Here is a 26,936-nt window from a genome sequence, read left to right on the forward strand (position 1 = left end):
GGTCACAAGCCCGGGTCCCGTGAGGGGGAGCATCACCTTGAGGAGGGTCTGGACGGGCGTGGCTCCGTCCACGTAAGCTGCTTCCTCCAACTCCCTAGGGAGGCCCCGGAAGTAGCCCACCAACACCCAGACGGTGAAGGGCAGGGTGAAGAGCAGGTAGGAGAGGATAAGGCCCAGGTGGGTGTTGAAGAGGCCGGCCTGCCTCAGGAGCATGAAGAGCCCGCCCAGCACGGAGATCTGGGGGAACATCGTCATGGCGAGCACGAGGTAGAGCACAGCGTTTTTAGGCGGGAAGGGGAGCCTGCCTAGGGCGTAGGCGGCCATCACCCCTAAGGTGAGGGAGAGAAAGGTGGCCCCTCCGGCCACGATGAGGGAGTTGAGGAGGTTGCGGCCAAAGTTCGCCTGCAGGAAGACGTTTTTGTAGTGGTCCAGGGTGAAGGGCAGGGGCAGAAGGCTGGGATTGGTGGAGAAGAGTTCTCCCGAGGGTTTAAAGCTGGAAACCACCGCCCAGTAAAAGGGGAAGACGCTGTAGACCACCACGAAGAGCACCAAGAGGTAAAAGAGCGACCTTACCAGGAAGCGGTTCAAGCGCTTCACTTTAGGGCCTCCTTCCCGATGCTACGCATGTAAAGGACCACGAAGGCAAAGATAAGCACCAGGATGGCCACGCTGATGGCGGAGCCATAGCCCAGATCCTGGAAGTCTATGAGGGTCTGGCGGTTGTAGACGGCCAAGGAGCGGGTGGCCGGGTTGACCCCGCTCATGACGAAGATGACGTCAAAGACCCGGAGGGCATCCAGGGTGCGGAAGATGAGGGCCACCACCAAAGCGGGGGTGAGGAGGGGCAGGGTGATGGTCCAAAACTGCTGCCACCTCGAGGCCCCGTCAATGCTCGCCGCCTCGTAGAGTTCCTCGGGGATGAGCTGGAGGCCGGCGAGGAGGAGGAGGGCCATGAAGGGGGTGGTTTTCCACACGTCCACGGCGATGATGGAGGGCAAGAGGAGCTCGGGCCGGGCCAGGAAGGCTACCTTCTGGGAGAGGAGGCCCAGCTTGACCCCTAGGATGTTGACGATGCCGTAAACATCGTGGAGCATCCACTGCCACATCTTGGCCGAGACCACCGTGGGGATAGCCCAGGGAATGAGGATGGCGGTGCGTACCAGGCCCCGGCCCCGGAAGTTGGAGTGGATGACCAGAGCGATGGCTAGGCCCAAGGCCGTTTCCAGGCTCACGGAAATCAGGGTGAACCTAAGGGTGTTCCAAAGGGCCTGGCGGAAGTCGGGGTCTTGGAGGAGGAAGAGGTAGTTTTCCCACCCCACGAAGGCGGGGGGCTCCACGAAGGCGATGTCGGCCTTGAAGAAGGACCAGTAGAAGACCTGGGCCAGGGGGTAGCCCGCCACCAGGACCACCACCAAGAGGGTGGGCAGGACCAGGAGCCAGGCCAAACGGACTTGTCGCCGGGTGAGCATGGTGTCCTAAGGATAAGCCGGGGGCCCTTCACACCCCTTTGGCGTGGACCCTTCGCCCAAGCCCAGGTGTGGAGGCCCTGCGGGCCTTTTTTACCAGGGCCCCCATACTGGCTTGGGCCAGCATGGGGTGGTATCAGGCCCCCCGGGAGCACCCTTTTATCGCAGGATGCGGCGGAGGCGGGCCTCGAGGTCCCTCACCGCCTGCTCGCCCCGCTTTTGCCCGGTGAGGGCGCTATGCACCTCGGTCCAGATGGCCTCGGACACCTGGTTGTACTTGGCCCCGGCCACGTCGGAAGGACGGGAGACGGCGTTTTGGAAGACGGGGAGGAGGTCTTTGAACCAGGGGTTCTTGGCCAGGACGTCCCGGTCGGTGTAGAGGGCGGGCCGGGTGGGCAGGCGGGAAAGCCGCACGGCGTTGTCCTTCTGCACCTCGTAAGAAGCGAGGTACTTTACCAGGTCGGCGGCCTCCTTGGGGTAGCGGCTGTAGGCGGAGACCATGAGCTGCCAACCGCCTAAGGTGGCGGCGTTGGGGGCATCGGCGGCGCTTTTGGGAAGCACCGTGACCCCGAACTTGCCGCGGATGGGGCTCCCCTCGCTCTGGCCCAGGGCGTAGGCGTAGGGCCAGTTGCGCATGAAGAGGCTGTTCCCCTGCTGCCAGACGTTGCGGGCTTCCTCCTCGGCGTAGCTGGTGACCCCTTGGGGAGCGATGGTACCCACCCAGCCCCGGGCCCGGTTCAGGGCCAAGGCGGCGTTGCCGTTGTTGACGCTGATGGTGCCGTCGGGTTCCACGAAGCGCCCGCCCTTGTGCGAATAGACCCACTCCAAGGCATCGCAGGTTAAGCCCTCGTAGGCCTTTCCCTGGAAGACAAAGCCCCAGAAGTCCCGGTTGCCCGCTTTCCGCTCCCCCTCCATCACCTTCTGGGCCATCTGCTCCAGCTCGGCCCAGGTGCGGGGCGGGTTTTTGTAGCCGTACTTCTCCAGGAGGTCCTTGCGGTAGTAGAGGATGCCGGCGTCGGTGAAGAAGGGAATGGAGGTGAGCTTGCCGCGGATGGTGTTGTTCTGGACGATGCGGGGGAAGAACTCTCTAAGCTCGTTTTCGGAGAAATACTGCTTGAGGTCGGCGGCGTGGGGAGCCACGATCCCCGGCCAGATCACGTCGATCATGTAGACGTCCACGTCCGGGCTCCTGGCCGCCCAGTACTGCTGGTAGAGGGCCAGGCGGTCGTTGGTATCCGCCGGGGAGTCGATGTACTCCACCCGGGTGCCCGTCTTCTTGCCCCAGGCTTCCACCATCTCCTTCATCCAGCGGCCGCCCTCCCCCACGGCGGTGGAGTCCCCGGCCACCCGGATGGTGGGACCCCCCTGGGCCCGCGCGACTATAGGCCCCAAAACGAAGCTGGCCGCCAGTCCAACCCCTGCCTTCTTGAGAAACTCCCTACGCCTCATGGGTCACCTCCTGTGGAAGCTTTTCCAAGGGGGATTCTACCCCTCTCCCCCACACCCGTCAACCCGGTGTGGGCCTGCCTAATAAATGGCCTCGTACCCTGGAAGGCGGCGAAAGCTGGAGCAACGTCAGAGCCAGGCGAGCTCGAGGCGGGCCTCGAGGTGGCCCACCCGAAGGCCCCGGTGGTTCTTCACCTCGGGCCGGTCCCAGGGGGTGGGGCCGGGGTCCAGCCCCAGGGTCCGAAGAAGGGCCACCACCATCACCTCCCGGGTCTGGGCCGAGCCGTCCTCCACCTTCAGGGCGAGGCCCAGGGGCCCCTTGGGGCTTTCCGGGAGGGCGAGGCCGTAGTACCCGTCCGCCCCCCGCTTGGCCACCAGGGGAAGGCGCTCCATGAGGAGGGTGTCGATGCTCCCCGGCCCGGCCACGAGCTCGGGGTGGCGGCGCATGGCCTCCCGCACCCGCCTTAAGGGTTCCCGGTAGGCCTTGGGGGCTTCCTCTGGGGCCGCCAGGAAGTAGAAGGCCCGGGCCGCCCGAGCCAGGGGCAGGGCGAAGGTGGGGACGCTGCAGCCGTCGGTGGCTTGGAGGGGTTCGGCCCCGGAAAGCTCGGCGAGGGTTTTCCGGTTCAGCGCCTGCACCGGATGGTCGGGGCGCTCGTACCCCTCGGTGGGGGCCCCCAGGGCCAGGGCCGCCGCCAACATCCCAGCGTGCTTGCCCGAACAGTTGTGGTGCAAAGGGGTGGGGCGGAGCCCCTGTTCCTCCAGCGCCCTCCGGGCCTCCCGGGAAAAGGGCGGGTGCACCCCGCAGACCAGGTGCTCCGGACCAAGGCCGAGCTTGGCCAGGAAGCGGGCGGCCACCTCCACGTGGCGGGGGGTGCCGTCGTGGCTGGCGGTGGCCAGGGCCACCTCCTCTTCCGTGAGGCCGAACCGCTCCACCGCTCCCGTGAGGAAGAGGGCCAAGGCCTGGAAGGGCTTGGCCGAGGAGCGGAGGTAGCCCACCAAGGCCGGGTTGCCGGCGTAGGCCAAAAGCCCCTCCCTCCCGTGGACGGCCAAGGACACCCGGTGCCGGTTTTCCACAAGCTTGCCGCGGTAGACCAAGACCTCCGCGCTCACCCCCCAAGTCTACGCCGGGCCTCGGCCAGGAGGGGCTTCCAGTCCAGGCCCAGGTAGGGGGAGGGGAGGTCCCTAAGCCTCTCCTCGGCTTTTCTCAGGTTCCTGAGGCCCTTTCGGCCCTGGGCCCCTTGGTGGAGGGCCGCCGCCAGGAGGATGAGCCCCTGGAGGAAGCGCCGCTTTTCCCCTTGGGCCTTTAGCCAGGCTTCTTCCAGGACCTCGTGGGCCTCAAAGTAGCGGCCCTCCCGCAGGTGGGCCAGGTAGGTTTCCAGGGGGTCCACCCTTTTAGCCTAAACTTAGGCCATGCGCCTTCTGGGGTGGGTCTTCCCCCTCTTCCTCATGGCCCAGGCCTTGCGGCTGGCCACCACCACCAGCGTGTACGATTCCGGGCTTTTGGACCGGCTTCTTCCCCCCTTCCAGAAGGCCACGGGCGTCCGGGTGGAGGTTTTAGCGGTGGGCACGGGCCAGGCCCTAAGGCTTGCGGACAGGGGCGATGTGGACGCGGTGCTGGTCCACGCCCCCGAGCTGGAAGGAGAGGCCCTTAGGCGGGGGTATCTGGCGGAGGGGTTCTGCCTGGCGGCCAACACCTTCCTCCTGGTGGGGCCTCCCGCCGACCCGGCCCGGGTGCGGGAGACCAAGGGCGTCCTCGAGGCCTTCCGGCGCATCGCCCTAGCCAAGGCCTCCTTTGTTTCCCGGGGGGACCGTTCCGGGACCCACCTCAAGGAGCTTTCCCTTTGGAAGCAGGCTGGGGTGGAGCCTGTCCCCCCCTGGTACCTGGAATCGGGGGCGGGGATGGGGCAGACCCTGGTCCTGGCGTCGGAAAAGGGGGCCTACACCCTCTCTGACCTCGCCACCTACCTGGCGGTGGGGAGAAAGGGCGGCCTCGAGGCCCTGTACCAGAGGGAGGACCCCTTGCTCCTCAACCAGTACAGTTACTACCCGGTTTCCCGGTCGCCCAAGCTGGAGGAAGCCCGAAGGCTTCTCGGGTTCCTGGCCTCGGAAGAGGCCGCGGCCCGGGTAGTCTCCCTGCGGGTGGAGGGGGTTTCCCTCTTCCGCCCCCTTCGGGGACGGTGTATCCTCCCGGTGGGTGGAGGCCGCTGAGCTCTGGGAGATCACCCTGCGAAGCCTCTGGGTGGCGGGGGCGGCCACCCTCCTTGCGGTCCTTCCCGCCGTGCCCCTGGGGCTTTGGCTGGCCCTGAAGGGAGGGGGAGGCCTTTGGGGCCGGGTCCTCCTCTATGCGGGGATGGCCCTGCCCTCGGTGGTGGTGGGCCTTTTCCTCTACCTGCTCCTTTCCCGGTCGGGGCCCTTGGGGTTTTGGGGGCTCCTCTACACCCCCTACGCCATGGTGCTGGCGGAAGCCATCCTGGCCTTTCCCCTCATCGCCGCCTTCGTCCTCTCTGGGGCCAGGGCCAGGGTGGAGGAGGTGAGGCTGTTGGTGCGGAGCCTGGGGGGCAGGGAGGCCCAGGTCCTTCCCACCCTCTTTGGGGAAAGCCGCCGCACCCTGGCGGCGGCCCTCGCCGCGGGCTTTGGCGGGGCCATCAGCGAGGTGGGGGCGGCCACCTTGGTGGGAGGGGACATCCGCCACCACACCCGGGTGCTCACCACCGCCATCGTGGTGGAAACCCGCAAGGGGGAGCTGGAAGCGGCCCTGGCCTTGGGCATGGTTCTCCTCGGGGTGGCCTTGGTGGTCACCGCCCTACTGGTCCTCTTGGAGCGGGAGTGAAGCCGGTTCTTTGGGTGAAGGGGCTTTCCTACCGCCGGGGCGGGTTTTCCCTGGAGGTGGGGGGCCTCGAGGTCTACCCCGGGGAGATCCTGGCCGTGCTGGGCCCCTCGGGAAGCGGCAAAACCACCCTCCTCCGCTTGCTTTCGGGCCTTCTTCCCCCTGAGGAAGGCCGGGTGGAGGGGGGCTTCCGGGTCTACCTGCCCCAGACCCCCCTCCTCCTGCGGCGAAGCGTTTTGGAAAACGCCGCCTTTGGCCTCCGCCTCCACGGCGTGCCCAGGGGGGAAGCCCACCGGCGGGCCCAGGCCCTGCTAGAGCGGGTGGGCCTGGGAACCAAGGCCCGCCAGGCCGCCCACACCCTCTCCGGAGGCGAGGCGGTGCGGCTGGCCCTGGCCCGAACCCTTCTGGTGGACCCCGAGGTCCTCCTTCTGGACGAGCCCACTGCCAGCCTGGACCCCGCCAATGCCGCCCAGGTGGAGGTCCTCTTGCGGGAGGCCGCCCAGGAGGGCCGGGGGGTGGTCCTGGCCACCCACGACCTCTTCCAGGCCCGGCGCCTGGCGGCGCGGGTGCTCTTCCTCCTCCAGGGGCAGGTGGTGGAGCTTACGGAGGCCCAGAGCTTCTTCCAGAGGCCCCAAGACCCGAGGAGCCGGGCCTTTCTGGAAGGCAGGCTCTTTTAATACCACCCCATGCTGGCCTAAGCCAGCATGGGGGGCCCGGTAAAAAAGCCCGCAGGGCCCTTGCGCCCCGGCTTTGGCGAAGGATTCACGCTTGAAAGGCCCCTTGGGGAAAGAAGCGGGACATCAGCGAAAGAGGGCCTTGACCGCCCTTTCCAGCTCCTCTCCGGCCCTTTTGTCCAGGGTGAGCTTCACCTTCAGGGCTACCCTCAGGGCCTCTTCCTCCAGGCTTTCCCGGGTTTCGCACCCTTGAAGCCGTGCGATAAAGGGCTCCGCCCGGGGGCCAAGCCTGCTCTTGAGGAGATCCACCAGCTTGGCGCAAAGTTCCTTGGGGCCCTCCACCGGGAGGATCAGGCCCCGCTTCAGGAGGCTCGCCAGGGCCCGGTAGGCCTCTTCCCCCAGGCCGCTTTCCCGCACCACCTCCTCCTCCGTGCGCCGGCCGTCGCACAGGGTGTAGACCCGCCACTCCTCGGGGGTGGGCTTCCAGCCCTCCTCGGGGGGGGTGGGATTGCGGCGGAAGACCATGGCTACAGGGAGGCCACGATGGCGTCCACCAGGCGGAGGACCAGGTAGACGAAGACCGCCCCCAGGAGGAGGATGAGGGAGAGGAGAAGCAAGAGAAGGCTAGAGGGCTCGCTCCAGGTGAGGAGGATGACCCCCAGGTAGGCCACGGCGAAAAAGCCTATGAGGAAGAGCATCTGGCCCCCCCGCTCCCCCATCACCCCGCCCGGGATGGCCCGCTTGAGCCTCAGGCCGTAGAGGACGTTGTAGACCATAAGGGCTAAGCCCAAGAAGAGCAGGACTTTTTCCATGCCCTTACTTTACCCGATCCACTCCCGGATGGGTACCAGCTCCCCTCCCTCCACCGCCTTGCGCACGGGGCGGTAGCGGCGGTCAAACCAGATCTCCAAGACCGCCCGGTCCAGGCTCCTTGGGGCCACGATCTCCTTGCGCACGTAGTAGCCCTCTTCCGTGGGGGAGATCTCCATGCTCTTGGAGAGCCTGAGCTCCACCACCTCGCCGCCTTTCGTGCGCACCCGCACCCGGAAGGCCAGGGGGCCTTCCGGCTTCACGTGGGGGTCTTTGCGAAAGAACATCGCTAAACCTCCTTGAGGTCCGCCACCTGGGCCCCGGTAAGGGCGAGGAGCTCCTCGGGGGTGGCCCGGAAAAGGGCTCTGGGGGTGCCTCCGGCCGCCCAGACCTCGGGGTAGCCCAGGAGGTCCTGGTCCAGGTAGGCGGGTAAAGGCGTGCTGTGCCCTACCGGGGGAACGCCCCCGATGGCGAAGCCGGTGAGCCCCCGCACCTCCTCCGGCGTGGCCTGGCGCAGGGGGCCGCCCGCAAGGCGCATGGCCTTTTTGGGGTCCAGCCGGTTCTTCCCGCTCACCAGGAACAGGTAGGCCCCCTTTTCCCCCACGAAGACCAGGCTCTTCACGATCTGCCCCACCTCCGCCCCCACGGCCTGGGCGGCCTCCTTGGCGGTGCGGGTGGAGGCGGGAAGCTCCACCACCTTTAGGTGGCCAAAGCCCCGGGCCTCGAGGGCGCTTTGGACCCGCTTGGCCGAGGGGGAAAGGCTCATAGGGCGGCGAGAAGCTCGGCGAGGAGGGCGGCGCGGCGAGGGATCTCCGGCACCACCACGTACTCCGTCTTCTGGTGGGCGTCCCCGCCCAAAAGCCCCAGGCCGTCCAGGGTGGGCACCCCTAAGGCGGCGGTGAAGTTCCCGTCCGACCCCCCGCCCACCTTGCCCGGGCGCAGGTCCAGCCCCAGCTTTTCCCCGATGGCCTGGGCCTTTTGGAAGAGCGCCAGGCTTTCTGGAGTAGGCTCCATGGGGGGGCGGTTGAGGCCGCCGGTGAGGGCAAGCCGGGCTCCGGGGAGGACGGGGGTGAGGGCCTTAAGGCCTTCCTCCACCCGCCTGGCCTCCTCCAGGGTCCATACCCGGAGGTCTATCTCCACCTCGGCTTCCTCGGCCACCACGTTGGAGACCGTGCCCCCCCGGATGCGGTTGGGGCCCAGGGTGGTGCCCTTTTCCCGGTCCTCCAGGGCCGCCACCTTGAGGACCTGGTGGGCCAGCTCCAGGATGGCGTTGACTCCCTTTTCCGGCTCCACTCCCTGGTGGGCGGCCTTGCCCAGGGCTTTTAGGCGGTAGAGGCCCACCCCTTTCCGGGCCACCTTCAAGTCCCCCTCCCCTGTGGGGGGCTCGAGGACCAAGGCGGCCCGGGCCTTACGGGCGGCGGCCTCGATGAGGGGGCGGCTTTCCGGGGAGCCCACCTCCTCGTCGGGGGTGAAGAGGACCTCGAGGGCGGGAAGCCTCCTCCCCGTGGCCTCGGCGTGGCGCAGGGCGTAGAGGAGGGCCACGATCCCCCCTTTCATGTCGTAGACCCCGGGGCCCATGGCCTTTTCCCTCTCCAGGCGGAAGGCCTCGGGGAAGCTCCCCTTGGGGTGGACGGTGTCGTAGTGGCAGAGGACGAGCACGGGAGCTCCTTCCCCTTCGCGCCTCAGGAGGAGGATGGGGCCCTTGGGGGTGTCCTTGCGGGAAAGCCGGCCTGCCAGGGGCCCGAAGGCCTCTTCCAGGAAGGCCGCGGCCTCCTGGAGGCCGGAAAGGTCCCCCGAAGGGGACTCCCGGCGCACGAAGGCCTCGAGGTCCTTGAGGAACTCGGGAAGCTTGGCCTTCATCCATTCCAGGGTTTCCATGGCCCCATTATGCCCTGGCTCCCGAGGGCCCGGTGCCCCTTGGCAGGAAGTCCATCCCGTGGTATAAAGGAGGGGTATGCCCTTCGGGGCTCGTTCCCACGGAAGCGGGGAGTGAGGGTTCTCCCCCGCCTTTTCGTGTGGACGCGCGCGCAAAGCGCCCGCCTTCCCGAGGGAAGGCGCGTAAGGAGGAAAGAGGCGGCATGGAAGAAAAGGCGACCCAGACCCCAGAAAAGACCTTCAGCATGGAAGAGGCCCTTCAGGAGACCGAGGCCCGCCTGGAGAAGCGCGTGCGCCCCGGCCAGGTCCTGACGGGCACGGTGGTCTTGGTGGGTTCCGAAGGCGTGGCGGTGGACATCGGCGCGAAGACCGAGGGCATCATCCCCTTCAACCAGCTCACCGAGAAGCCCCTCCCCGAGGAGGAGCTCAAGAGCCTCCTGAAGCCTGGGGATACCGTGCGGGTCCAGGTGATCAAGGTGGACCCCGAGACGGGGCAGGTGCTCCTTTCCCGCAAGAAGGTGGAGGCCCAGGAGCACTGGGACCAGATCCAGGCCCTTTACGAAAAAGGGGAGCCGGTCACCGTCACGGTGAAGGAGAAGGTCAAGGGGGGCGTGGTCGCCGACCTGGATGGCGTGGAGGCCTTCATCCCGGCCTCCCAGCTGGACCTGAGGCGCACCCCTAACCTGGACGCCTACCTGGGCCAGCAGATCCTGGCCAAGATCATTGAGTTTAACCGCAAGAAGGGGCGGGTCCTCCTCTCCCGCCGGGTGCTTCTGGAGGAGGAGCAGAAGAAGGCCAAGGAGGCCTTCTTGCAGAGCCTTGCGCCCGGACAGGTGGTGGAGGGCACCGTGGCCGACGTCACCGACTTCGGGGCCTTCGTCAACCTGGGTCCCGTGGACGGCCTGGTCCACCGCTCGGAGATCACCTGGGGCCGCTTCGGCCATCCCCGGGAGGTCCTCCAGAAGGGGCAGAAGGTGCGGGCCCAGGTGCTCTCCGTGGACCCGGCCAAGGAGCGGGTCAACCTCTCCATCAAGGCCCTCATCCCCGACCCCTGGTCCACGGTGGCGGAGAAGTACCCCGTGGGCACCCGGGTCCGGGGCAAGGTGGTGGGCCTCACCCCCTTCGGGGCCTTCGTGGAGGTGGAGCCGGGCCTCGAGGGCCTCATCCACATCTCCGAGCTCTCCTGGACCAAGCGCCCCAAGCACCCCTCCGAGGTGGTGAAGGAGGGGGAGGAGGTGGAGGTGGTGGTCCTCAGGCTGGACCCCGCCGAGCGCCGCCTCTCCTTAGGCCTCAAGCAGACCCAGCCCGACCCGTGGCAACAGCTCACGGAGAAGTACCCTCCCGGCACCGTGGTTAAGGGCCGCATCACCGGGGTCACCGACTTCGGGGTTTTCGTGGAGGTGGAGCCGGGCATGGAAGGCCTGGTCCACGTCTCCGAGCTGGACCACGGGCGGGTGGAAAACCCCGCCGCCCTCTTCAAGAAGGGGGACGAGATGGAGGTGGTGGTTCTCAACATCGACCCCGTGGAGCAGCGCATTTCCCTTTCCCGCAAGCGCCTCCTTCCGCCACCTCCCCCCAAGGCGGAGGAGGAGCGGCCCCGCCGTCCCAAGGGCAAGGAGGCCCGGGGCAAGCGCAAGCCCACGGGCCGCCGCGAGGAGCGCCGGGAGTACGAGTACGGCGCCGTGGCCGAGTACAACCTCTACGATGCCTCCGCCGTGCCCACCGCCACCGCCAGCGTGAAGCTGGGGGACCTCTACGGCGACCTTCTGGCGAGCCTGGGGCTGGAGGAGGAAAAGAAGTAAGCTTGCTTGGCCGAAAGCCCCCGCCTCTGGCGGGGGCTTTCTTCGTCCAAGCCCCAAGGGCCCCCATGCTGGCTTGGGCCAGCATGGGGGGGTATCAGAGCGCCCTCTCCCCTTCGCTTTTCCCGTAGAAGATGCGCATCAGGGTGTAGGAGAGGAAGAAGGTGAGGAGGGGCCCCCCCAGGACCAGGGTCCAGAGCACGGCGTTGTTCCCCAGGAGGAGGCCTTGCTGCTGGAAGTCGATCTTGTACCCGGCGAGGCTCGCCATCAGGAAGAAGACCAAAAGGGCCAGGATGGCGCTGGTGCGCACCGGGTGCTCCGAGGGGAGCTCCATGTAGCGCATCTTGTCCTTCCGGGTATCCACGAAGGGCAAAAGGAGGCCTATCAGCGCCAGGACTCCGGGAACCAAGGCCCCTCCGATGAACTCTGGGCCGATGGTGGCTCCTAGGAGGCGGAACTCCCAGCTGGAGGGGATGAGCTGCAGGATGCCGTAGATCCAGAGGAAGTACCAGTCGGGCTTCACCGCCGGGGTGTTGGGGGTGGGGGGACCGAAGGCCTCGATGGGGTGGGCGAGGAAGGCCCCGGCGATCATGGTCATGAGGCCCACGTAGAGGGCGAAGAGGACCAGCATCATGACCATCTGCTGGGGGTACATGGGGACCCCCAGGATCTTCCCTGGGGCCACCCTTTGGGCGTAGGGGGGCTGGGTGTGCTTCTGCTTGATCATGATCACCAGGTGGAGGCCGATGAGGGCCATGAGGAGGAGGGGAAGCCAGAGGACGTGGAGGCTATAGAGCCTAGGGATGGACCTCTCCGAGCCCGGAAACTCCCCTCCGAACATCACCTCCGCCAGGGTAGCCCCGATCCAGGGGATGGAGCCCGCGATGCCGTAGCCGATGCGGGTGGCGGTCACGGCGTAGTTGTCGTAGGGGAGGGCATAGCCGGTGAAGGCGGTGACCACGGCCAGGCCCAAGAGCCCAAGCCCCACCAGGTAGTTGAGCTCCCGGGGTTTCTTGTAGGCCCCCGTGAGGAGGATCCGGAGCATGTGGAGGAAGGCGGCGGCGATCATCACGTGGGCCGACCAGTGGTGGAGGCTCCGGATCACCGCCCCGAAGGGGAGGCTGTCTATGTAGAGGACGCTCCCGTAGGCGGCGGGTACCGTGCGCCCGTCGGGGAGCCTGACCTCGCGGATGGAGGGCTCGTAGTTCAGGGTGAGGAAGATGCCGGTGAGCACCAGGACCACGAAGGCGAAGAGGGTGATCTCCCCCAGGAAGAAGGAGTGGTGCACGGGAAAGGCCTTGCGGAGCACCTTTTGGTAGAGCCCCGTGAGGTCCAGGCGTTCGTCTAGCCACTTGTACATGCTTCCCTCCTAGGTGCGGCAAAAGAGGCCGGCCTCGGCCTTAACCCCCACCTCGCCCAGGAACTCCCCGGCCGCCACCAAGAGGCCCTCCTCCACCTTAAGGGGAAGCTGGGGCACGGGGCGGGGCGGGGGACCGGCGATGATGCGGGCCCCGTGGGCCAGGTCGTAGACCCCGCCGTGGCAGGGGCAGAGGGCGGCCTTTTTGTCCGCCACCCACTGGCTCACGATGCACCCCAGGTGGGTGCAGACCGCCGAGTAGGCCACCACGCCCTCCACGGCGTGCTGGGCCACCTCGGGGGCAAGCTCCTCTGGGGCGAAGCGGGCCACCAGGACGGTGTTCTTGGCCTCCCCGTTCTTCACCACCTTGGTCTTGGGGTCCATGGGGTAGGCCAGGACGAAGGGCTCTCCCGGCTTTAGCTCCTCCAGACGGATGGGCTTGGGTTCCCCTCCCCCTTGGGCGTAGACCAGGATATCCCCCTCCTTCAAGGGTTCCTTCTCCGGGGTCACCTCTTGCTTGGGACGGAGGCTCGCCCCCACGTAAAAGGCGGAGACCAGGGACAGGCCGATGCCGGTGCCGATGGCCGCCTTGAGGAAAAGCCTCCTTCGGGACTGCCTTAAGCGGATCTCGCGTTCGTCCATGCTCTACCTCTTACCAGGGGAAATGGCTCTTCTCCTCCTCGGTGATGACCTCGTCCCGGCCGAAGAACTTCTTGTAGATGCCCAAGAGGGCCGCCACCACCAGGCTGATGGACCCGAAGATCAGGCCCTGGAGCCAGGTGGGGTTGTGGCCGGTCTGGGCGGAGTAGATGAGGAGCCGCACGAAGAAGCCGGAGAGGGCGGTGAGGAGGAGGACCAGGATCACCCCCCCGGCCACCGGGGCGGTGGCAGGGGTGGGGAAGTGGCGCCCGGGGCGGAGCTCTATGCCCTCGAGCCAGTAGGAGACCAGGCCGATGAGGCCGTAGAGGAGGAGGACGGCCCCGAAGGCCATGAGGCCGATCTGGCCCACGGAGAGCTCTTCGGGGGTGTGCCCCAGGAGGCGGGCGATGTAGAGGCCGTCCAGGTAGGCGGCGTAGAAGAGGCCCGCCGCCAGGATGAGGGCGAAGGTGGGCAGGATGGGGTCGTTGCGGTACATCCTCTACCTCCCTTAGCGGGCGGCCTTGACCTCGGCCTCGCTCACGGGACCAAAGTCGTTACCCCAGGAGGTCCGCTCGTAGGTGAGAATGGCGGCGATTTCCCGGTCGGAAAGCTGGGCGAAGGAGGGCATGACCCCCTGGTAGGTCTGCCCGTTAACGGTGATGGGCTTGTTCTGGAGCCCCTGGAGGACCACCTTGATATGGTAGGCCTTGTCCTTCAGGTTCGGGTTCCCGGCGAGGGGCGGGAAGGCCCCGGGGAGACCTTGCCCGTTCGCCTGGTGGCAGGAGGCGCAGTGCTGGGCGTAGAGGGCTTCCCCTTCCTTGGCCAAGGCGGCCGCCTCCCCGGCCCCGGTGGCCGGAGCCGCCGTGCCCTGGGAGGCTGGGGCGCCTTGGCCTTCCACGGGGCCGAAGCTGTTGCCGAAGCTGTTGCGGATGTAGGTGGCCACCGCCTTCAGCTCCTCCTCGCTGAAGCCCGCTCCCACGGCGGGCATGGCGCCGCGCCCGTTCTTCACCACGTTCAGGATGAGGTTGGCGTCCTTCAGGTTGGGGTTGCCCGCCAGGGCGGGGAAGGCCGGGGGCATGCCCTGGCCGTTTTGCTGGTGGCAGGCGGCGCAGTGCGCCTCGTAGACGGCCTTGCCCTTCTCCATGAGGGCCGGGTCCACTCCCGCGGGCGCCGCCGCCCCTTGGGCCTGGGTTTCCTGGGCGGGCGGGGCCACCTGCTCCACGATCTTCTCGGCGGCCGGGGAGAGGGCGAAGTAACCCCAGACCCCTCCCAGGACCACCAGGAGGGCCACGGCGTACCAGAGGGGGTTGAAGCGGGGGGTTTCCACGGGGAGCTCCGGCTCGCCCACGCTCAAGCGGAGCTCCACCTCCCCCGCCACCTCGCTTCCCTCGTCCACGCCCAGGACCAGGACGTCGGGGTAGTTGTTGACGGTAAAGGGGATCTCCCGTATCTCCTGGCCGCCCCCGCGAAAGTGGGTGACCACCCGCAAGGTGTGCTCCCCGTCGGGGAGCTTTTTGGTGTCCAGCTTGAGCCGGTAGGGGGGTTCCTTGAGCACCGCCAGGGGCTCCTGGGCCCCGTCCAGGTACACCTCAATCCGGTCTACGACCATTCTGCCTCCCTATGTGAAGGGGGGTACAAACCCCCACCCCACCACTATAAGGCTAGCCCCGCAAGGACAGATGTCCCCTCAGGAGGCGAGGAGGGTCCGCAGGCGGCGGACGCTTTGCCGGACGCCCTCCTCCTTCCCGCCCACCTCCAGGGCCGCCGTCCCCGGAAAACCCCGGAGGAAGGGGGCCAGGCCTTCCCAGGGGACGCTCCCCGCCCCCACGGGGAGGTGGTCGTCCCGTCGGCCGTGGTTATCGTGGAGGTGGAGGTGGAGAAGCCTCTCTCCCAGGGCTTCCCAGTAGAGGAGGGGCCCTCGAGGCCCAAGCTCCACCAGGGCGTGGCCCACGTCCAGGCAGAAGCCAAGCCCGGGGAAGCGGTCTAGGAGGGCCTTAAGCTCCTCGGGGCCCCGGAGGAGGTCCCCTTCCTCCAGGGCCAGGTTTTCCAGGGTCACGGGGAAGGGGGAGGCGGCGAGGAGGGAGAGGGTTTCCTCCAGGGCCTCCCGGGCCAGGGCGAGGGCCAGGGGGTGGCGGAGGGGGACCTGGCCGGTGTGGAGGACCCCCACCCTGGCCCCCAGGGCCTCCCCGAACTCCAGGGCCCGGAGGAGGCGCTCCTGGGAGAGCTTGCGGACGCTGGGGATGAGGCTTGCCGGGTTTAGCTCCACGAAGGGGAGGTGGAGGGTGAAGCCCACCCCCAGGGCTTCCCCCGTGGCCCGGAGGTCCTCGGGGCCCGGCAGGGGCAGGACCTCGTGGAGGTCGTAGGCCACCTCGAGGTCCGTCCCCAGCTCCGCCGCCAGGGAAAAGGCCTTCTCGTAGCCCAGCTCGGCGTTGAAGGGGCTGAAGCCTAGGCGCATGGCCTCCATGCTACTTCCCGGGGAAGAGGGTTTTCTTAACCCTCGCCTGCGGCCCTACCGGACGGCTTCCGCCTTCCTCTGGGCCTCCTCCAGGGCCCGCTGGGGAGGGACACCCCCTTTTAGGCTTTTCTCCAAGGCCTCGGCCAAAAGGCTCGCCCAGGTGGAGAACTGGGGAAGGCGGGGGCGCTCCTGGGCGTAGGCGATCTGCTCAAAGGCCACCTTGCGGAAGGGGTTTTCCCGGTAGAAGCCCTCCAGGAGGGGGATGGCCGACTTGCGCACGGGAACGTAGTAGCTGGCCTCCACCCAGCGGGCCACGTTCCGGGGCTCCATGAGGTACTTCCAGAACTCCACCGCCCCCCGGACCTGGGCTTCCCTGGAGCCCTGGAGCACCACCAGTTGCGCCCCGCCCATGGGCACCCGGCCCCCAGGCTCCCGGGGCACGGGGGCCACCCCCAGGGTGAAGGCGAAGGAGAAGTTCTCGGCGGCGGGCCAGTTGGCGATGGAGGCCATGACCATCATCCCCTTGGTGCGCACGAAGTCCAGCTGGGCGAAGGTGGCTTCGGCCATGCTCCGCGCCGAGAGGGCCCCCCCTCGGTTCAGGCGGTGGAGCATCTCCAGGGCCTCCAGGGCCTCCTTGGAGGTGAAGTTGGGCCTCCCCTCCTTGACCAGGCTCCCCCCGCGGCTGGTCACCATGGCCTCAAAGAGCCAGGCCTGGGGGTCGGTGACGAAGATGAAGCCCTTGGCCTGGCGGGTGGTGAGGGCCCTGGCGGTGTCCTCAAACTCCTTCCAGTTCCTGGGGACCTTGAGCCCCTTGGCCCGGAAGGCGTCCAGGTTGTAGAAGAGGACCGGGGTGGAGGTGTTGAGGGGCAGGCCATAGCGCTTCCCCTCCACCACCCCGTAGTTCCAGGCGGGCTCGAAGAGGTCCTCGAGGAAGGCCGGGTCCAGGGCCAGGTAGGAATCCAGGGCCACCGCCTTCCCCTCGGCCACCAGGCGGGGAAAGAAGGAGATCTCCGCCTGGAAGAGCACCGGCCCCCCTCCCGTGCGCAAGGCGGACACCAGCTTGGCCTCGGCGTCCCGGTAGTCCCCGGCGTACTGGGGCAGGACGCGGTACTGGCCCTGCCGGGCGTTGAACTCCTGGGCGAACTGCGAAAGGAGCCTTCCCGCCGGGCCGTCCATGGCGTGCCAGAAGGGGACCTCCGTCTGGGCCAGGGCGGGGAGGAGGAGGAAGACCAGGGGCCAGGGCTTTCCCATGGGGGCGATTCTACCACCCCTATTGTCAGCCCCGGGTCAGAAAGGGCCTCAGCGCCGTTCCGCCGCCAGGGCCTTCCGCTGGGCCTCCGCCAGGGCGGCCTCGGGCTTTACCCCCTGCTTGAGGCTCCGCTCCAGGGCCTCCTCCAGGAAGCCGTACCAGACCACCATCTCCGGGTCCTGGCTCCAGGGGCGGGCCACCTCGGCCTGGGCGAAGACCGCGCGCCCCTCGGGGTCCTGGAGGAAGTCCTTGAGCTCCCCCTCGGCCGCCCTCCTCAAGGGCAGGTACCAGGTGGTGCGCACCCAGTCCGCCTGCCTCCTAGGGTCCAGGAAGTGGAGCCAGAAGGCCACCGCCCCCCGGGCCTCCTCGGGGCCCGCCCCCTTGAGCACGGCGAGGACCGCCCCCGAGAGGGGCACCGTCCCCTCCCGTTCCTTGGGCAGGGGGGCCAGGCCCACCCCGAAGGGAAGGGAGGTCTGGGCCAGGACCACGGGCAAGGCGGTGGTGGGGGCGAGGCCCATGAAGGCCTTGGTCCGAAGGAAGTCGGCCACGGCGAAGGGGGCCTCCGCCAGGTTCCTGGCCTGGGCGTGGCCCTTCTGCACCATGCGGTAAAGCCTCTCCAAGGCCTCCACCGCCTCCTTGGAGGTGAAGTTGGGAAGGCCCTCCTTCACCAGGCTCCCCCCCAGGCTCATGACCATGGCGTTGAAGCTCCAGATGTCCGTGGAGACCACCAGGCCCTTGGCGGTGCGGCTGGTGAGCCTGGCGGCGGCCTCTTCCACCTCGGGCCAGGTCCTAGGGGGCTTGAGCCCCTTGGCGCGGAAGGCGTCCTTGTTGTAGTAAAGAGCGGGCACGGAAAGCCCCAGGGGCAGGCCGTAGGTCTTCCCCCTCACCTGGCCCGCCTCGAGGGCCCTGGGATAGAGGTCCTGGGGGAGGCCCTGCAGGTAGGGGTCCAAGGGGAGGGCCACCCCTTCTTGGGCCAGGCGGGCCAGGAAGGAGAGTTCCCCGTGGAAGAGGACCGGGGCCCCGCCGGAGCGCAAGGCGGAGAGGAGCTTCACCCCGGCTTCCCGGTAGTCCCCTGCGTAGCGGGGCTCTACGCGGTAGGCCTTCTGGCTCTCGTTGAAGCTCCGGACCGCCTCCAGGAGCACCCGATCCCCGGGAGGGCCCGCCGTGTGCCAGAAGGGAAGGGCCACCTGGGCCTGCGCCGTTCCCCAAAGGGCCAGGGCGAGGAGGAAGCGCCTCATCCCCCCGAGCCTACCAGGAGGCGGGTGAAAAGTCTGAAAGGGGAAGCCCTAGCTCCTTAAGGAAGGGAAGAGCCCTCCGGTAGAGGGCTTCCCGGGTCCTGAGGAAGGCCTCCCGGGGAAAGCCCTGGGGGCCGAGCTCCGGGGGAAGAAGGGGGTCTAGGAAGAGCACCTTGCGCATCTCGTGCACCAGGCGGGTGAGGGCCCTATAGGCCTCCTCCGGACCCTCGGGCACCTCGAGGGGGAAGAGGGCCCGGTAGTGGGCCAGGGCCCTTTCCAGGGGGAAGGCCTTCAGGACCTCCTCCTTGGGGCCCAGGTGGGCGGCGCGGAAGAGGGTGGCCTGGAGGCCGTAGAAGCCCAGCAGCTCCCGGGTGGCCTCGAGGTCCGCCCTCGCCCCCAGGTAGACCCCGCTTTGCAGGCTCCCAAAGCCCAAAAGGGCCATCTCCCGCCGAAACCGCTCCCGCTCCCCCCGCGTCCTCGGGCCCTCGGGCAGGACCAGGAGGAAGGTGCCGTCCCAGGGGGGTAGGGGCCCGTAGAGGCGGCGGCGCACCTGGCGCACCTGCCAAAAGACCCGGTCGGAGAGGGCGTAGTGGGCGGCCCGGCCCTCCTTTAGGGGCACCACCCAGCCCCGCTTGGCGCTCCGGGAAAGCGCCGCCCGCACCGCCGCCTCGGAGAAGCCTAGGGCCTCCATCATGGCGATGAGGGTTCCCACGGGGGCCCTGCGGTCGGGGTAGACGTATTCAAGAAAAATCGTGAAGAGAGTAGACCTCGCCCGCATCAGAAGGCCGACTCCAGAAGCCTATCCCGGTATTCCCTGAGGACCCCTTCCAGAAAGGTGGCGAGGGGCATGCTCCCCAGGTTCCCCCGGTGCCGCCTGCGCACGCTCACCGTGCCCTCGGCCTTCTCCCTCTCCCCCACCACCAGGACGTAGGGCACCTTCCTGAGCTCGGCGTCCCGGATCCGGGCCTGCATCCTCTCGGGGCGGGTGTCGGCCTCGGCCCTAAGGCCCGCCTCCTTGAGCCTTTGGGCCACCCAAAGGGCGTAGTCCTCCTGCTTCTCCGAGACCGGCACCACCAAAACCTGCTCCGGGGCGAGCCACAGGGGGAAGTCCCCGGCGAAGTGCTCGATGAGGATGCCGATGAAGCGCTCCAGGGAGCCGAAGGGGGCCCGGTGGAGCATCACCGGGCGGTGCTCCTCCCCGTCTTGGCCCACGTAGGTGAGGCCGAAGCGCTCGGGGAGGTTGTAGTCCACCTGGATGGTGCCGAGCTGCCACTCCCGCCCCAGGGCGTCCTTCACCACGAAGTCCAGCTTGGGGCCGTAGAAGGCGGCGTCCCCCTCCTCCACCGTGTACCGGAGCCCGGCCTCGGCCGCCGCCTCCTCTATCTGTCTTTCCGCCAAGGCCCACTTGGCCTCGTCCCCCACGTACTTGTCGCTTCTCGGGTCCCGCACCCCAATCCGGGCCCGGTAGTCCTTGAGGCCCAGGGTGGCGAGGACCTTCAGGACCAGGTCCAAGACCCCCAGGAACTCCCCCTTCACCTCCTCGGGGGTGCAGAAGATGTGGGCGTCGTCCTGGGTGAAGCCCCTCACCCTTGTGAGGCCCAGAAGCTCCCCCGCCTTCTCATAGCGGTAGACGGTGCCGAACTCGGCGAGCCTCAGGGGAAGCTCCCGGTAGGAGCGCTTGCGGTAGGCGTAGATCCTTATGTGGTGGGGGCAGTTCATGGGCTTGAGGAGGTACTCCTCCTCTTCGCCCCGCTCCTTGAAGCTTATGGGGGGGAACTGGCTTTCGGCGTAGTAGGGGTAGTGGCCGCTGGTCTTGTAGAGCTCCAGGCTCCCGATGTGGGGCGTGGCCACCAGCTGGTAGCCCCGCCTTATCTGCTCCTCCCGCATGAAGGCCATGAGCTCTTCCCGGATGGCGTTCCCCTTGGGAAGCCAGAGCACGAGCCCCTTCCCCACCATGGGGTCTATGAGGAAGAGCTCCAGCTCCCGCCCAAGCCGCCTGTGGTCCCGCTTCTTGGCCTCCTCCAGCTGCCAGAGGTACTCCTTAAGCTCCTCGGCGGTGCGGAAGGCCACCCCGTAGACCCTTTGCAGCATGGGGCGCCGCTCGTCCCCGCGCCAGTAGGCCCCCGCCACGTGGGTGAGCTTGAAGTGGGGGGGGATGCGGCCCGTGGAGGGGACGTGGGGCCCGCGGCAAAGGTCGGTGAAGCCATAGGCCTCGTCCCCCTGCTGGTAGAAGCTGATCTCCTCCCCTTCGGGGATCTCCAGGATGAGCTCCGTCTTGTAGGGGTCCTTTCCCCGGTAGCGGGCCAGGGCCTCCTCCCGGGGGAGGACGAAGCGCCTCAAGGGGAGGTCCCGCCTCAGGATCTCCCGCATCTTCTCCTCTATGGCGGGGAGGTCCTCCTCGGAGAGGGGCTCGGGGGCCTCTATGTCGTAGTAGAAACCCTTCTCAATCACGGGCCCCACCCCGAGCCTCACGCTTTCCGGGTCGTAGCCCTTCTCCCGGAAGTGCTCCTTCACCGCCTGGGCCAGGACGTGGGCCAGGGTGTGGCGGAAGAGGCGCTGGTACTCGGGGTCCTTCTCCGTGAGGAGGCGCACCTTCGCCCCCTCGGGGAGGGGCTTGAGGAGGTCGTAGAGCTCCCCGTCCACCAGGGCCCCCACCGCCCGTTTCTCCCAGCCCCCGCCTAGGGCCTTGGCCACGTCCCAGGCGGTGGCCCCTTGGGGCAGGTCCAGGGCCTTGCCGTCCGGCAGGTAGACCGTCATGCCCTCTACTATACGTTCCCCGTTCACCCCCCGTTCAGGGGTCGTTCAGCCCCTTCCGGCTACCCTGACCCTGCCCTGACGGGGGCGTGGTACCCTCTAGGGGAGAAGGAGGTGGGAGCAAGTGGAAACCGCTAGGAAAAACCCGGCTAAAGGAGGCCTTAAGGAAGGCCAGGCCAGGCTTGACATGAGGGGGCGGTGTGCGTAAGATTAGCCTCGGATGCCGCGCGAGGAGGGGCTTCAGGCAAGGCGGGCCCGGCCCGCGCGGCGCCGGAGCCGGAAGGGGCAACGCGGAAACCCTTTCGGAAGCAGAAAAAGGAAAGGGAGGTAAGAGGCTATGAAGGGAAACAGGCTTAAGACGCTAGGCTTCGCCTTGGTGGGCGGCCTCGCCCTGCTCTTCGCGGGGTGCGGGCAGCAGGCGCAGACGCCTCCGCCGCCGCCCGGCACGCCCACCACGGTCGCGGTGGAGGGGCTGTATAGCGCTACTACCTCCACGCCGGTGGACCCCAACAACGTATCGGGGCTCGTCATCGTGCGGGCCAAGGTGGCCCTGGGCTCCGTGGTGCCGGACAAGGTCCAGTTCCTGCTGGACAACAACGTGGAGTACGAGGTGAACTTCGGCGCTGCCACCCAGGGTATCCGGCCCCAGCAGGCCACCTACACCTTTGAGTGGAATCTGAACACTGCGGCCCTGGCCAACCTCGCGCCCAAGTACCCCAACGGCGCCCACACCGTTCAGGTCCGCTTGGTCAAGGGCGGCAACCCGGTGGCCACCAGCACCGCTACGAGCGTCCAGTTCAATAACACCGACTTCACCGTCCTCAAGATCTCGGGCAACGCCCTCAACGAGGGGGGTAATCGCTACTACGGCGGAGGCCCGGTGACCCTGGAGGTGGTGCCCGTTCTCTACTCGGGCAAGGGCGTGCAGAGCGTTGAGCTGAATCTAAGTGGGGTTGGCGGCGGTGTTGACCTTGACGCGAGCACCCCTGGGTTCCAGTCCACTGCCACCCTTACCAGCGCTCCCTACGTCTTCACCATCCCCTACAACAGCACCAACAAAAACTCCTCTCTAGATGGCGCCGCTCTGGGGGCGATGCAGGTCACAGTTACCTACACCGATACGACTTCCTTCTTTGGCCCTCCTAGCGCTGTGTTGGATGGCTCGCAAGTCCTGGTGGACGGCACCGGGCTCTTCTCCAACAACCCCCCCTTCATTCTGAACGACTTGATGCTTGACTTCTACGTGCCGAGCGGGACCGGTGCCCTGGTGTGCAAGGGGACTACCGCCCTTGGCCCCGGGCAGTTCGCCACCTCGGGCAATCTGCTTGTCGGGTTCAGCAGCTACACCCCCGACGCTGGCGTGGGCGGCGACCAGATCGTGGTGGACGTCAAAACCACCACCAACACCCCGGTTCTCGCCGGTCAGGCGGTGAGCATCACCGGCGGTGGGTGCCCGAACGCCGGGGCGCTCGCCGGCCTTTCCGAGGGCGGCTTCTTCCAGGTCTACGTGAAGGCGGTGAAGGATGCCCTGGGCAACACCTACACCTACTCCACTCCCCCCGCGAGCAACCCCTTCGGCATTGACAACACCAAGCCCACCCTCGCCCTGAACACGGGCCGCGACAACCGGGCCTACTTCAACTCCGCGTCCCTGAACACCGGGAGCCTTTCTGGCAATGACCTGAACGGCAACAGCGTGGGCGCCACGATCGTTGGTTGGCTCACGGACAACGATCCGGCCAGCGGGACGCCGCCCGTGGCCTCCGGGATCGCGATTGCGGGGTACATCTGGAAGGTGAACGGGCAAACCATCACCACCGTTACCACCAACTCTATCCCCGGCCTGAACGACATCGCCGCCACCCTCGGTAGCGCGCCCCAGGGCTACTACACCCTGACCGTGCAGGCCACGGACAACGCCGGGAACGTCTCCGACCCCGTCACCCTCAACGTCCTCTACGACAACACCGCGCCCAACGTGGTCTTCACCCAGCCCACGGTCACGGCCCTCACCGGCGGCACTAGCTTCACCGCCACCGCCCAGGCCACGGACAACGTGGACCTGCGCCAGGGCCTGATCTACTGGAGTACGGGCACCATCCGCTTCACCGCCCTTACTTCCACCCCCAAGGCCTTCGGCGCACCGGGTGTCACCAGCGCCGACTATACCGGCACCCTCACCGCCCTCAAGCCCAGCAGCCTCATCGGGAACTTCACCCTCTTCGCCTGGGTGCAGGACATGGCGCGCAACGCGCCGGCGACCAGCACGCTGGCCATCACCGTGACCCCGGCCAACACCAACACCGCCGGTACTCTGGGGAGCTTTAACGAAGTTCCGGACATTACCCAAGTATCCGGTGGTAGCACCACGCTCACCTTCACCCACACGGGCGGTACCGCGCAGGTCAAGGCGGTGCACGTCTACCTCTGGAGCAGTAACGACGGCACCTACGATTACTACAACTACGTGGCCGACGCTACCCCGATCGGCGGTGGGCAGTACGCCGTGGTCTTCTCCGCGCCCGCCAACTTGAGCACGCCCCAGGTCTTGGTGGTCGTGGAGTACGACAACGGCTTGGCGTTAGGCTACACCTATGACTACGATGCGGGCAGCTCTAACTCCGTCTTCTAGCCCCTAGGCCTGTCTCCGGGCCCCCGGCACCGCCGGGGGCCCGGGCCTTTGGGCGCCCCCTCCGACGCACCGGGGCGGGGCGAGCAACCCCTTTCCCCTGGCATCGGCGAGGGGTTGGCGTTCCCAGGCCCTTACCCTTCCTCGGGAAGCCCCCTCCCCAGGAGGAGGGCCAGGGCGTAGAGGAGGGCGGCCAGGAGGAAGAGGAGGGGAAACCCCAGGCGGTCCGCCAGGTACCCCCCGAGCACCGGGGAGAAGGCGAAGAGGCCCGCCAGGGTGTTGGCGAGGCCGATGGCGGCGCTACGCTCCCCGGGCGGGGCCAGGTTGAGGAGCAAGGTGGCGGTGGAAAGGCCCAGGGCGGCCAGGTAGGCCCCCTGGAGGAGGAAGACCAGGCCGAAGAGCCCGGGGGGAAGGAGGAGGGCGGAAAGGAGGGCCAGGACGGCGAGGCCCGCTCCCACCTGGAGCACCCTCCTGGACCCCCTTTCCGCCATGCGGGCCCAAAGGAGGTTGGAGAGGGTGAAGGCCAGGGCTTGGAGGGAGAGGTAAAGGCCAAGCTCCTTCCCCTGCCCCAAGGCCCTCACGGCGTAGACGGCGTAGAAGGGTTCGGCGAGGCCCGCGAGGGCCAGGAGGAGGCGCACCCCCAGGTAGCGGCGGAAGGCGGGGGAGAGGAGGGGGGCCCTTAGGTCCATTCGGGCTTCCTGGGGTGCCTCCTCGGGTTCGTCGGTGAGGCCGAAGAGGTACCAGCCAAGCCCGTAGGCCAAGGCCCCCAGGGCGAAGAGGAGGGCGTAGGGCAGGGGAAAGGGAAGGGGGAGGGAAAGCACCTCCCGCACGAGAAACCCCGCCAGGAAGGCCAGGAAGCCCCCCACCAGGTTCCGGGCGGAGAAGAGTTGGGCCCGCTTATTTGAGGGCGTGGTCTTGGCCACCACCTCCCAGAAGGGGAGGCTGGAGACCCCGGTGAAGAGGGCGTTCAGGAGGAGCCCGAGGAGGAAGCCCAGGAGGAGGAGGGAGGGGTTTTCCCCGAAGAGGAAGGCGGAAAGGGCCATGAGGAGGACCCCGGAAAGCCTCAGGGCGGCCACCCTCCGGTAGAGGACGATCTTCCGGGGAAGCCTCGCCACCCAGGGGGCCAGGAAGGCCTGGGGCACCATTCCCCCCGCCTGGAGGAGGGCGGGGAGGAGGCCGATCAAGGCCCCGGGGGCGCCTAGCCTCGCGGCGAAGCCCGCAAGGACGATGTTGGGGTTTAGAAAGGCGTCCCCGAGCCACACCAGCCAGCCGTTCACCACCGCCAGGCGGTAGTTCCTCTCTCCCAGGTCTAAGATGGAGAGGATGCTTCTCCTGCCTTCCCTCGGGGCCTTCCACATCCTGCACCCACGCTACAACGCGGCCACGGTTTTGGCCATGCTGGAAGAGGCCCGGCCCGCAAGGGTTTTCCTGGCCTCCCACTCGGAGGAGGGGCTAAAGGAGGGCCGCTGGCGGGAGGAGGACCCGCTCCTCTTCCACCTCCTCCCTTGGGCGGAGGCGAGGGGCATCCCGGTGGTGCCCCTGGACGAGGAGGCCCACCTCAAGGCCGAGGCCGAGGCCTTCCGGGAGGCCCTGGCCGCCCACCCTCTGGGCAAGCCCCACCTGGAGCGGATGGCCGCCTTTGACGAGGCCCTCCTCGCCCTCCTAAGGGAGCCCCTGACCCCCGAGGCCCTGGGCTCGGAGGCCTTCCTGGGGCGTCTTCGGGAGGTCTACGGGGGCTTCGCCCAGGCCTTCGGGGAGGGCCCGGCCACGGGGTTCCGCAAAAGGCGTATGGCACGGGTGGCGGAGGCCCTGAGGGGGAAGGAGGGGGCGGTGGTGGCGGACCTTCTGGACTACCCCTTCCTGGCCGAGGCCTTCCCCGAGGCCCTGCCCCAGGCCCACGAGCCGGGGGAGGCGGAAAGGCAGAGGGCCCTTCTGGACCGGGCCTGGCAGCTTAAGGAGGAGGACGACTGGGGGAAGCTTTTGGAGGGGCTTTTCGCCTTGGGAAGCCCCGAGGCGCTCTACCTCGCGGCCCAGGTCTACCTGGCGGCGGGGGAGTGGCGGGAGGCCTTAGGGCTCATGGAGGAGGTCTTCCGCATGGACTTCCAGCACCCGGAGTACCTCCCGGGCTACGTCCTCGCCCGCTTTGGGCAGCTTCTGGACCTGGCCGGGGAAAGGGAGAGGGCCCTTAGGGCCTACCGGGGGGTGCTGGCCCTCTCCTGGGCCCCGGAGGAGGCCCGGGCCATCGCCCGGGCGGGCCTGAGGAGCCCCTTCCGCCTGTAATAAGTACCCCACCGCGGCTTTCGCCGCGGCGGGGGCCCTAAAAAGGTGGCTCCGGGAAAGCCCGGCTTGGGCTGGGGGTCATTTGTCCCACCGGGGAAGGGGTATCCTCGAGGCATGGAGGTGGAGGTCCGCCGCGCCCGCCACGCCCAGTACCTGCGCCTGGCGGCGGCCCACGCCGGGCCTTTGGGCATGGCCCTCCTGGGCCACCCGGAGCTCGCTCCCCTTTACGAGAAGGCCTACGCCGGCTGTTCCGGGGCCGAGGGCCTGCCCTGCCAGGGGGTGGGGGGGGAGCCCCGGGTCTGCCTGGTGAGGCGGTTGGAACGCCTGGCCTGGAGCGCCCTAAGGGGGGGCAGAAGGCGGCGGGAGCAGGAGCGGGGGGTGGTGGAGGGGCTTTTGCGGTGCCTGGTCCACCTGAAGGAGGAGTTTCCCTTGGAGTTCAGGCCGGTCCTCGAGGCCACCCAGGACTTCTTGCACAAAGACCTGGAATACCTCCGGGGTTCAGGGTAGGGGGCTAAGCGCCCGCACCTTGTTTTCGCGATGTGGGACACCCGAAACGGCGTCAGGAGAAGGCTCTTTGGGAGCCCCCGCCGCGGTGGGGGTTAAAGAAGGTGGTACATCTTTCCCAGGATCAGCATGAAGGCCACGGTGGAGGCGGCCAGGACGATCAGGATCAGCATGAAAAGGATAAAGCGCAGGTCAAAGGTCTCCCCCTCCGTGGTGAGGACCCGGGGGTTGAGGATCAGGTAGAAAAGCAGGGTCACGAGGGCCGCCCCTAGGCCAAACAGGACGATATACACCATAGGTTCACCTCCCACGCCGCCCGAGGCCGAGCACCGCCTCCAGGCTTGCCCTCAAGTTTACCAGCCCCACCCCGTAGGTGGGAACCCCCAGGGCCCAGCCCACGCCTCCCAGGTAGGGGCCTTCCCCCTGGGGGAGGGAGAGGGGGAGGGGCGGGCTTTCCCAGGGGGCGTAGGCCCGCACCTCCGGGTAGGTGAGGCCCGTGGGGGCCTGGACGTGGAGGACCACGGGCTCGCCCTCCGCCTCGAGGGGGCGCCATCCCCCCTCGGTTTCCTTGCCCCCCGGGAAATAGACCCCAAGCCCCTCCCCGGGGAAGGCCAGGAGGAGGCGGTGGGGCTTTTGGACCTCGAGGAGGCGCTCCAGGGGGGCGCGGGTGGGCCCGGTGAGGGGGAGGCCCTCCAGGGTGGGGGAGAGGGGGGAGGGGTCCAGGGCCAGGAGGAGGCGCCCCCGGAAGGCGAGGCCGTTCAGGGCCTGGAGCACGGGGAGGGCCTCGGTGTAGGGGGCGTGGAGGAGGACCGTCCCCCCGCCCCTTCCCCCCTCCAGGTAGCAAAGGAGGGTGCCGAACTCGTCCAGGCCTGCCCGGAGGTGCTCCGAGAGGACCTCGAGGTCCAGGGAAAGCCTTTCCAGGAGGGCCGAAGCCATG

General features: G+C 67.9%; 29 protein-coding genes and 1 pseudogene (1 of these 30 running past the window's edge). 7 read left to right on the forward strand and 23 right to left on the reverse strand.

Going from position 1 to position 26,936, the window contains the following annotated elements; genetic code table 11:
* The 5 genes from ACY5J6_RS00805 to ACY5J6_RS00825 form a co-directional block, all read right to left on the reverse strand.
* A protein-coding gene (locus ACY5J6_RS00805) for a carbohydrate ABC transporter permease (protein WP_462845533.1) crosses the window boundary here: on the reverse strand, positions 1 to 597 show its 5' portion. The gene continues 246 nt to the left of window position 1, outside the view; 597 of the gene's 843 nt are visible here — the first part of the coding sequence; it begins with the start codon at positions 595 to 597; the stop codon falls past the left edge of the window.
* On the reverse strand, positions 594 to 1,469 hold the full coding sequence (locus ACY5J6_RS00810; RefSeq protein WP_462845534.1) for a carbohydrate ABC transporter permease: 876 nt from the start codon (positions 1,467 to 1,469) through the stop codon (positions 594 to 596). Before ACY5J6_RS00810 ends, ACY5J6_RS00805 begins: the two co-directional genes overlap by 4 nt.
* A 156-nt stretch (positions 1,470 to 1,625) precedes the next feature.
* On the reverse strand, positions 1,626 to 2,915 hold the full coding sequence (locus tag ACY5J6_RS00815; RefSeq protein ID WP_462845535.1) for an ABC transporter substrate-binding protein: 1,290 nt from the start codon (positions 2,913 to 2,915) through the stop codon (positions 1,626 to 1,628).
* Between the two features lie 126 nt (positions 2,916 to 3,041).
* A complete protein-coding gene (locus ACY5J6_RS00820) occupies positions 3,042 to 4,022 on the reverse strand; it encodes an asparaginase (RefSeq protein ID WP_462845536.1) in 981 nt (326 codons plus the stop codon).
* Complete coding sequence (locus ACY5J6_RS00825) at positions 4,019 to 4,300, reverse strand: DUF309 domain-containing protein (RefSeq protein ID WP_462845537.1); 282 nt, start codon at positions 4,298 to 4,300, stop codon at positions 4,019 to 4,021. Before ACY5J6_RS00825 ends, ACY5J6_RS00820 begins: the two co-directional genes overlap by 4 nt.
* A 22-nt stretch (positions 4,301 to 4,322) precedes the next feature.
* Between ACY5J6_RS00825 and ACY5J6_RS00830 the strand changes: the two genes are divergently transcribed.
* From ACY5J6_RS00830 to ACY5J6_RS00840, 3 genes are read left to right on the forward strand one after another with little or no spacing between them, the layout of a single operon-like run.
* Positions 4,323 to 5,120, forward strand: a complete 798-nt coding sequence (locus ACY5J6_RS00830; RefSeq protein WP_462845538.1) for an ABC transporter substrate-binding protein — start codon at positions 4,323 to 4,325, stop codon at positions 5,118 to 5,120.
* Positions 5,107 to 5,742: an ABC transporter permease gene (locus ACY5J6_RS00835; protein ID WP_462845539.1), complete on the forward strand. Its 636-nt coding sequence runs from the start codon at positions 5,107 to 5,109 to the stop codon at positions 5,740 to 5,742. The genes ACY5J6_RS00830 and ACY5J6_RS00835 overlap by 14 nt, the downstream gene beginning before the upstream one ends.
* Entirely contained in the window at positions 5,739 to 6,416 is a 678-nt protein-coding gene (locus ACY5J6_RS00840) for an ATP-binding cassette domain-containing protein (protein WP_462845540.1), read from the forward strand. Before ACY5J6_RS00835 ends, ACY5J6_RS00840 begins: the two co-directional genes overlap by 4 nt.
* Before the next feature lie 123 nt (positions 6,417 to 6,539).
* Here ACY5J6_RS00840 and ACY5J6_RS00845 read toward each other — a convergent pair whose 3' ends face one another.
* From ACY5J6_RS00845 to ACY5J6_RS00865, 5 genes are read right to left on the reverse strand one after another with little or no spacing between them, the layout of a single operon-like run.
* Positions 6,540 to 6,938 carry a hypothetical protein gene (locus tag ACY5J6_RS00845; protein WP_462845541.1) on the reverse strand — a complete coding sequence of 133 codons (399 nt, stop codon included), beginning with the start codon at positions 6,936 to 6,938 and terminating at the stop codon, positions 6,540 to 6,542.
* A gap of 2 nt (positions 6,939 to 6,940) precedes the next feature.
* Complete coding sequence (locus tag ACY5J6_RS00850; protein ID WP_462845542.1) at positions 6,941 to 7,225, reverse strand: hypothetical protein; 285 nt, start codon at positions 7,223 to 7,225, stop codon at positions 6,941 to 6,943.
* Between the two features lie 9 nt (positions 7,226 to 7,234).
* The gene (locus ACY5J6_RS00855; RefSeq protein WP_054637992.1) at positions 7,235 to 7,510 is read right to left on the reverse strand and encodes a hypothetical protein; all 276 of its coding nucleotides are present in this window, start codon (positions 7,508 to 7,510) and stop codon (positions 7,235 to 7,237) included.
* Positions 7,511 to 7,512: 2 nt separating this feature from the next.
* Positions 7,513 to 7,989, reverse strand: coding sequence for a YbaK/EbsC family protein (locus ACY5J6_RS00860; protein WP_462845543.1), 477 nt, complete (start codon positions 7,987 to 7,989; stop codon positions 7,513 to 7,515).
* On the reverse strand, positions 7,986 to 9,101 hold the full coding sequence (locus ACY5J6_RS00865; RefSeq protein ID WP_462845544.1) for a M20 family metallopeptidase: 1,116 nt from the start codon (positions 9,099 to 9,101) through the stop codon (positions 7,986 to 7,988). Before ACY5J6_RS00865 ends, ACY5J6_RS00860 begins: the two co-directional genes overlap by 4 nt.
* Positions 9,102 to 9,301: 200 nt before the next feature.
* Here ACY5J6_RS00865 and ACY5J6_RS00870 point away from each other — a divergent pair, with 200 nt between their 5' ends.
* Positions 9,302 to 10,900: a 30S ribosomal protein S1 gene (locus tag ACY5J6_RS00870; protein WP_462845545.1), complete on the forward strand. Its 1,599-nt coding sequence runs from the start codon at positions 9,302 to 9,304 to the stop codon at positions 10,898 to 10,900.
* A gap of 94 nt (positions 10,901 to 10,994) precedes the next feature.
* Here the strand turns inward: ACY5J6_RS00870 and ACY5J6_RS00875 are convergent, their stop codons facing one another.
* The 10 genes and pseudogenes from ACY5J6_RS00875 to thrS all read right to left on the reverse strand — a co-directional run bounded on the left by ACY5J6_RS00875 (position 10,995) and on the right by thrS (position 20,589).
* Positions 10,995 to 12,257 (reverse strand): cytochrome b, encoded by a 1,263-nt coding sequence (locus ACY5J6_RS00875; RefSeq protein ID WP_462845546.1) that lies wholly within the window; start codon positions 12,255 to 12,257, stop codon positions 10,995 to 10,997.
* A 9-nt stretch (positions 12,258 to 12,266) separates the two neighbouring features.
* Positions 12,267 to 12,896, reverse strand: a complete 630-nt coding sequence (locus tag ACY5J6_RS00880; protein ID WP_462845547.1) for a QcrA and Rieske domain-containing protein — start codon at positions 12,894 to 12,896, stop codon at positions 12,267 to 12,269.
* Positions 12,897 to 12,906: 10 nt separating this feature from the next.
* On the reverse strand, positions 12,907 to 13,389 hold the full coding sequence (locus ACY5J6_RS00885) for a cytochrome C (protein WP_462845548.1): 483 nt from the start codon (positions 13,387 to 13,389) through the stop codon (positions 12,907 to 12,909).
* A 12-nt stretch (positions 13,390 to 13,401) separates the two neighbouring features.
* Positions 13,402 to 13,791, reverse strand: a complete 390-nt coding sequence (locus ACY5J6_RS00890; protein WP_462846474.1) for a c-type cytochrome — start codon at positions 13,789 to 13,791, stop codon at positions 13,402 to 13,404.
* Positions 13,786 to 14,502 (reverse strand): annotated as a pseudogene (locus ACY5J6_RS00895) (c-type cytochrome); the annotation flags it as partial. The pseudogene ACY5J6_RS00895 and the gene ACY5J6_RS00890, both read right to left, overlap by 6 nt.
* Before the next feature lie 78 nt (positions 14,503 to 14,580).
* The gene (locus ACY5J6_RS00900) at positions 14,581 to 15,348 is read right to left on the reverse strand and encodes a sugar phosphate isomerase/epimerase family protein (protein ID WP_462845549.1); all 768 of its coding nucleotides are present in this window, start codon (positions 15,346 to 15,348) and stop codon (positions 14,581 to 14,583) included.
* Positions 15,349 to 15,402: 54 nt separating this feature from the next.
* Positions 15,403 to 16,599: an ABC transporter substrate-binding protein gene (locus ACY5J6_RS00905; protein ID WP_462845550.1), complete on the reverse strand. Its 1,197-nt coding sequence runs from the start codon at positions 16,597 to 16,599 to the stop codon at positions 15,403 to 15,405.
* A gap of 48 nt (positions 16,600 to 16,647) precedes the next feature.
* The gene (locus ACY5J6_RS00910; RefSeq protein ID WP_462845551.1) at positions 16,648 to 17,835 is read right to left on the reverse strand and encodes an ABC transporter substrate-binding protein; all 1,188 of its coding nucleotides are present in this window, start codon (positions 17,833 to 17,835) and stop codon (positions 16,648 to 16,650) included.
* A gap of 10 nt (positions 17,836 to 17,845) precedes the next feature.
* Positions 17,846 to 18,610 (reverse strand): PaaX family transcriptional regulator, encoded by a 765-nt coding sequence (locus ACY5J6_RS00915; RefSeq protein ID WP_462845552.1) that lies wholly within the window; start codon positions 18,608 to 18,610, stop codon positions 17,846 to 17,848.
* Positions 18,610 to 20,589 carry a threonine--tRNA ligase gene (thrS, locus tag ACY5J6_RS00920; RefSeq protein WP_462845553.1) on the reverse strand — a complete coding sequence of 660 codons (1,980 nt, stop codon included), beginning with the start codon at positions 20,587 to 20,589 and terminating at the stop codon, positions 18,610 to 18,612. The genes ACY5J6_RS00915 and thrS overlap by 1 nt, the downstream gene beginning before the upstream one ends.
* Before the next feature lie 334 nt (positions 20,590 to 20,923).
* On the opposite strand from thrS, the gene ACY5J6_RS00925 reads away from it, so the two are divergent.
* Positions 20,924 to 23,218 (forward strand): hypothetical protein, encoded by a 2,295-nt coding sequence (locus ACY5J6_RS00925; protein WP_462845554.1) that lies wholly within the window; start codon positions 20,924 to 20,926, stop codon positions 23,216 to 23,218.
* A gap of 131 nt (positions 23,219 to 23,349) precedes the next feature.
* Here ACY5J6_RS00925 and ACY5J6_RS00930 read toward each other — a convergent pair whose 3' ends face one another.
* Positions 23,350 to 24,573 (reverse strand): MFS transporter, encoded by a 1,224-nt coding sequence (locus ACY5J6_RS00930; protein ID WP_462845555.1) that lies wholly within the window; start codon positions 24,571 to 24,573, stop codon positions 23,350 to 23,352.
* Between ACY5J6_RS00930 and ACY5J6_RS00935 the strand changes: the two genes are divergently transcribed.
* Both ACY5J6_RS00935 and ACY5J6_RS00940 read left to right on the forward strand, forming a co-directional pair.
* Entirely contained in the window at positions 24,530 to 25,495 is a 966-nt protein-coding gene (locus tag ACY5J6_RS00935) for a hypothetical protein (protein WP_462845556.1), read from the forward strand. The two genes, ACY5J6_RS00930 and ACY5J6_RS00935, sit on opposite strands and share 44 nt — an antisense overlap.
* 114 nt (positions 25,496 to 25,609) lie before the next feature.
* Positions 25,610 to 26,002, forward strand: coding sequence for a hypothetical protein (locus ACY5J6_RS00940; RefSeq protein WP_462845557.1), 393 nt, complete (start codon positions 25,610 to 25,612; stop codon positions 26,000 to 26,002).
* A gap of 92 nt (positions 26,003 to 26,094) precedes the next feature.
* Here ACY5J6_RS00940 and ACY5J6_RS00945 read toward each other — a convergent pair whose 3' ends face one another.
* Together ACY5J6_RS00945 and ACY5J6_RS00950 are read right to left on the reverse strand one after the other, a co-directional pair.
* Positions 26,095 to 26,295, reverse strand: a complete 201-nt coding sequence (locus ACY5J6_RS00945) for a hypothetical protein (protein ID WP_462845558.1) — start codon at positions 26,293 to 26,295, stop codon at positions 26,095 to 26,097.
* A 4-nt stretch (positions 26,296 to 26,299) separates the two neighbouring features.
* A complete protein-coding gene (locus ACY5J6_RS00950) occupies positions 26,300 to 26,935 on the reverse strand; it encodes a hypothetical protein (RefSeq protein ID WP_462845559.1) in 636 nt (211 codons plus the stop codon).
* Between the last annotated feature and the right edge of the window lies 1 nt (position 26,936).

Source organism: Thermus sp. H19.2, assembly GCF_054979525.1.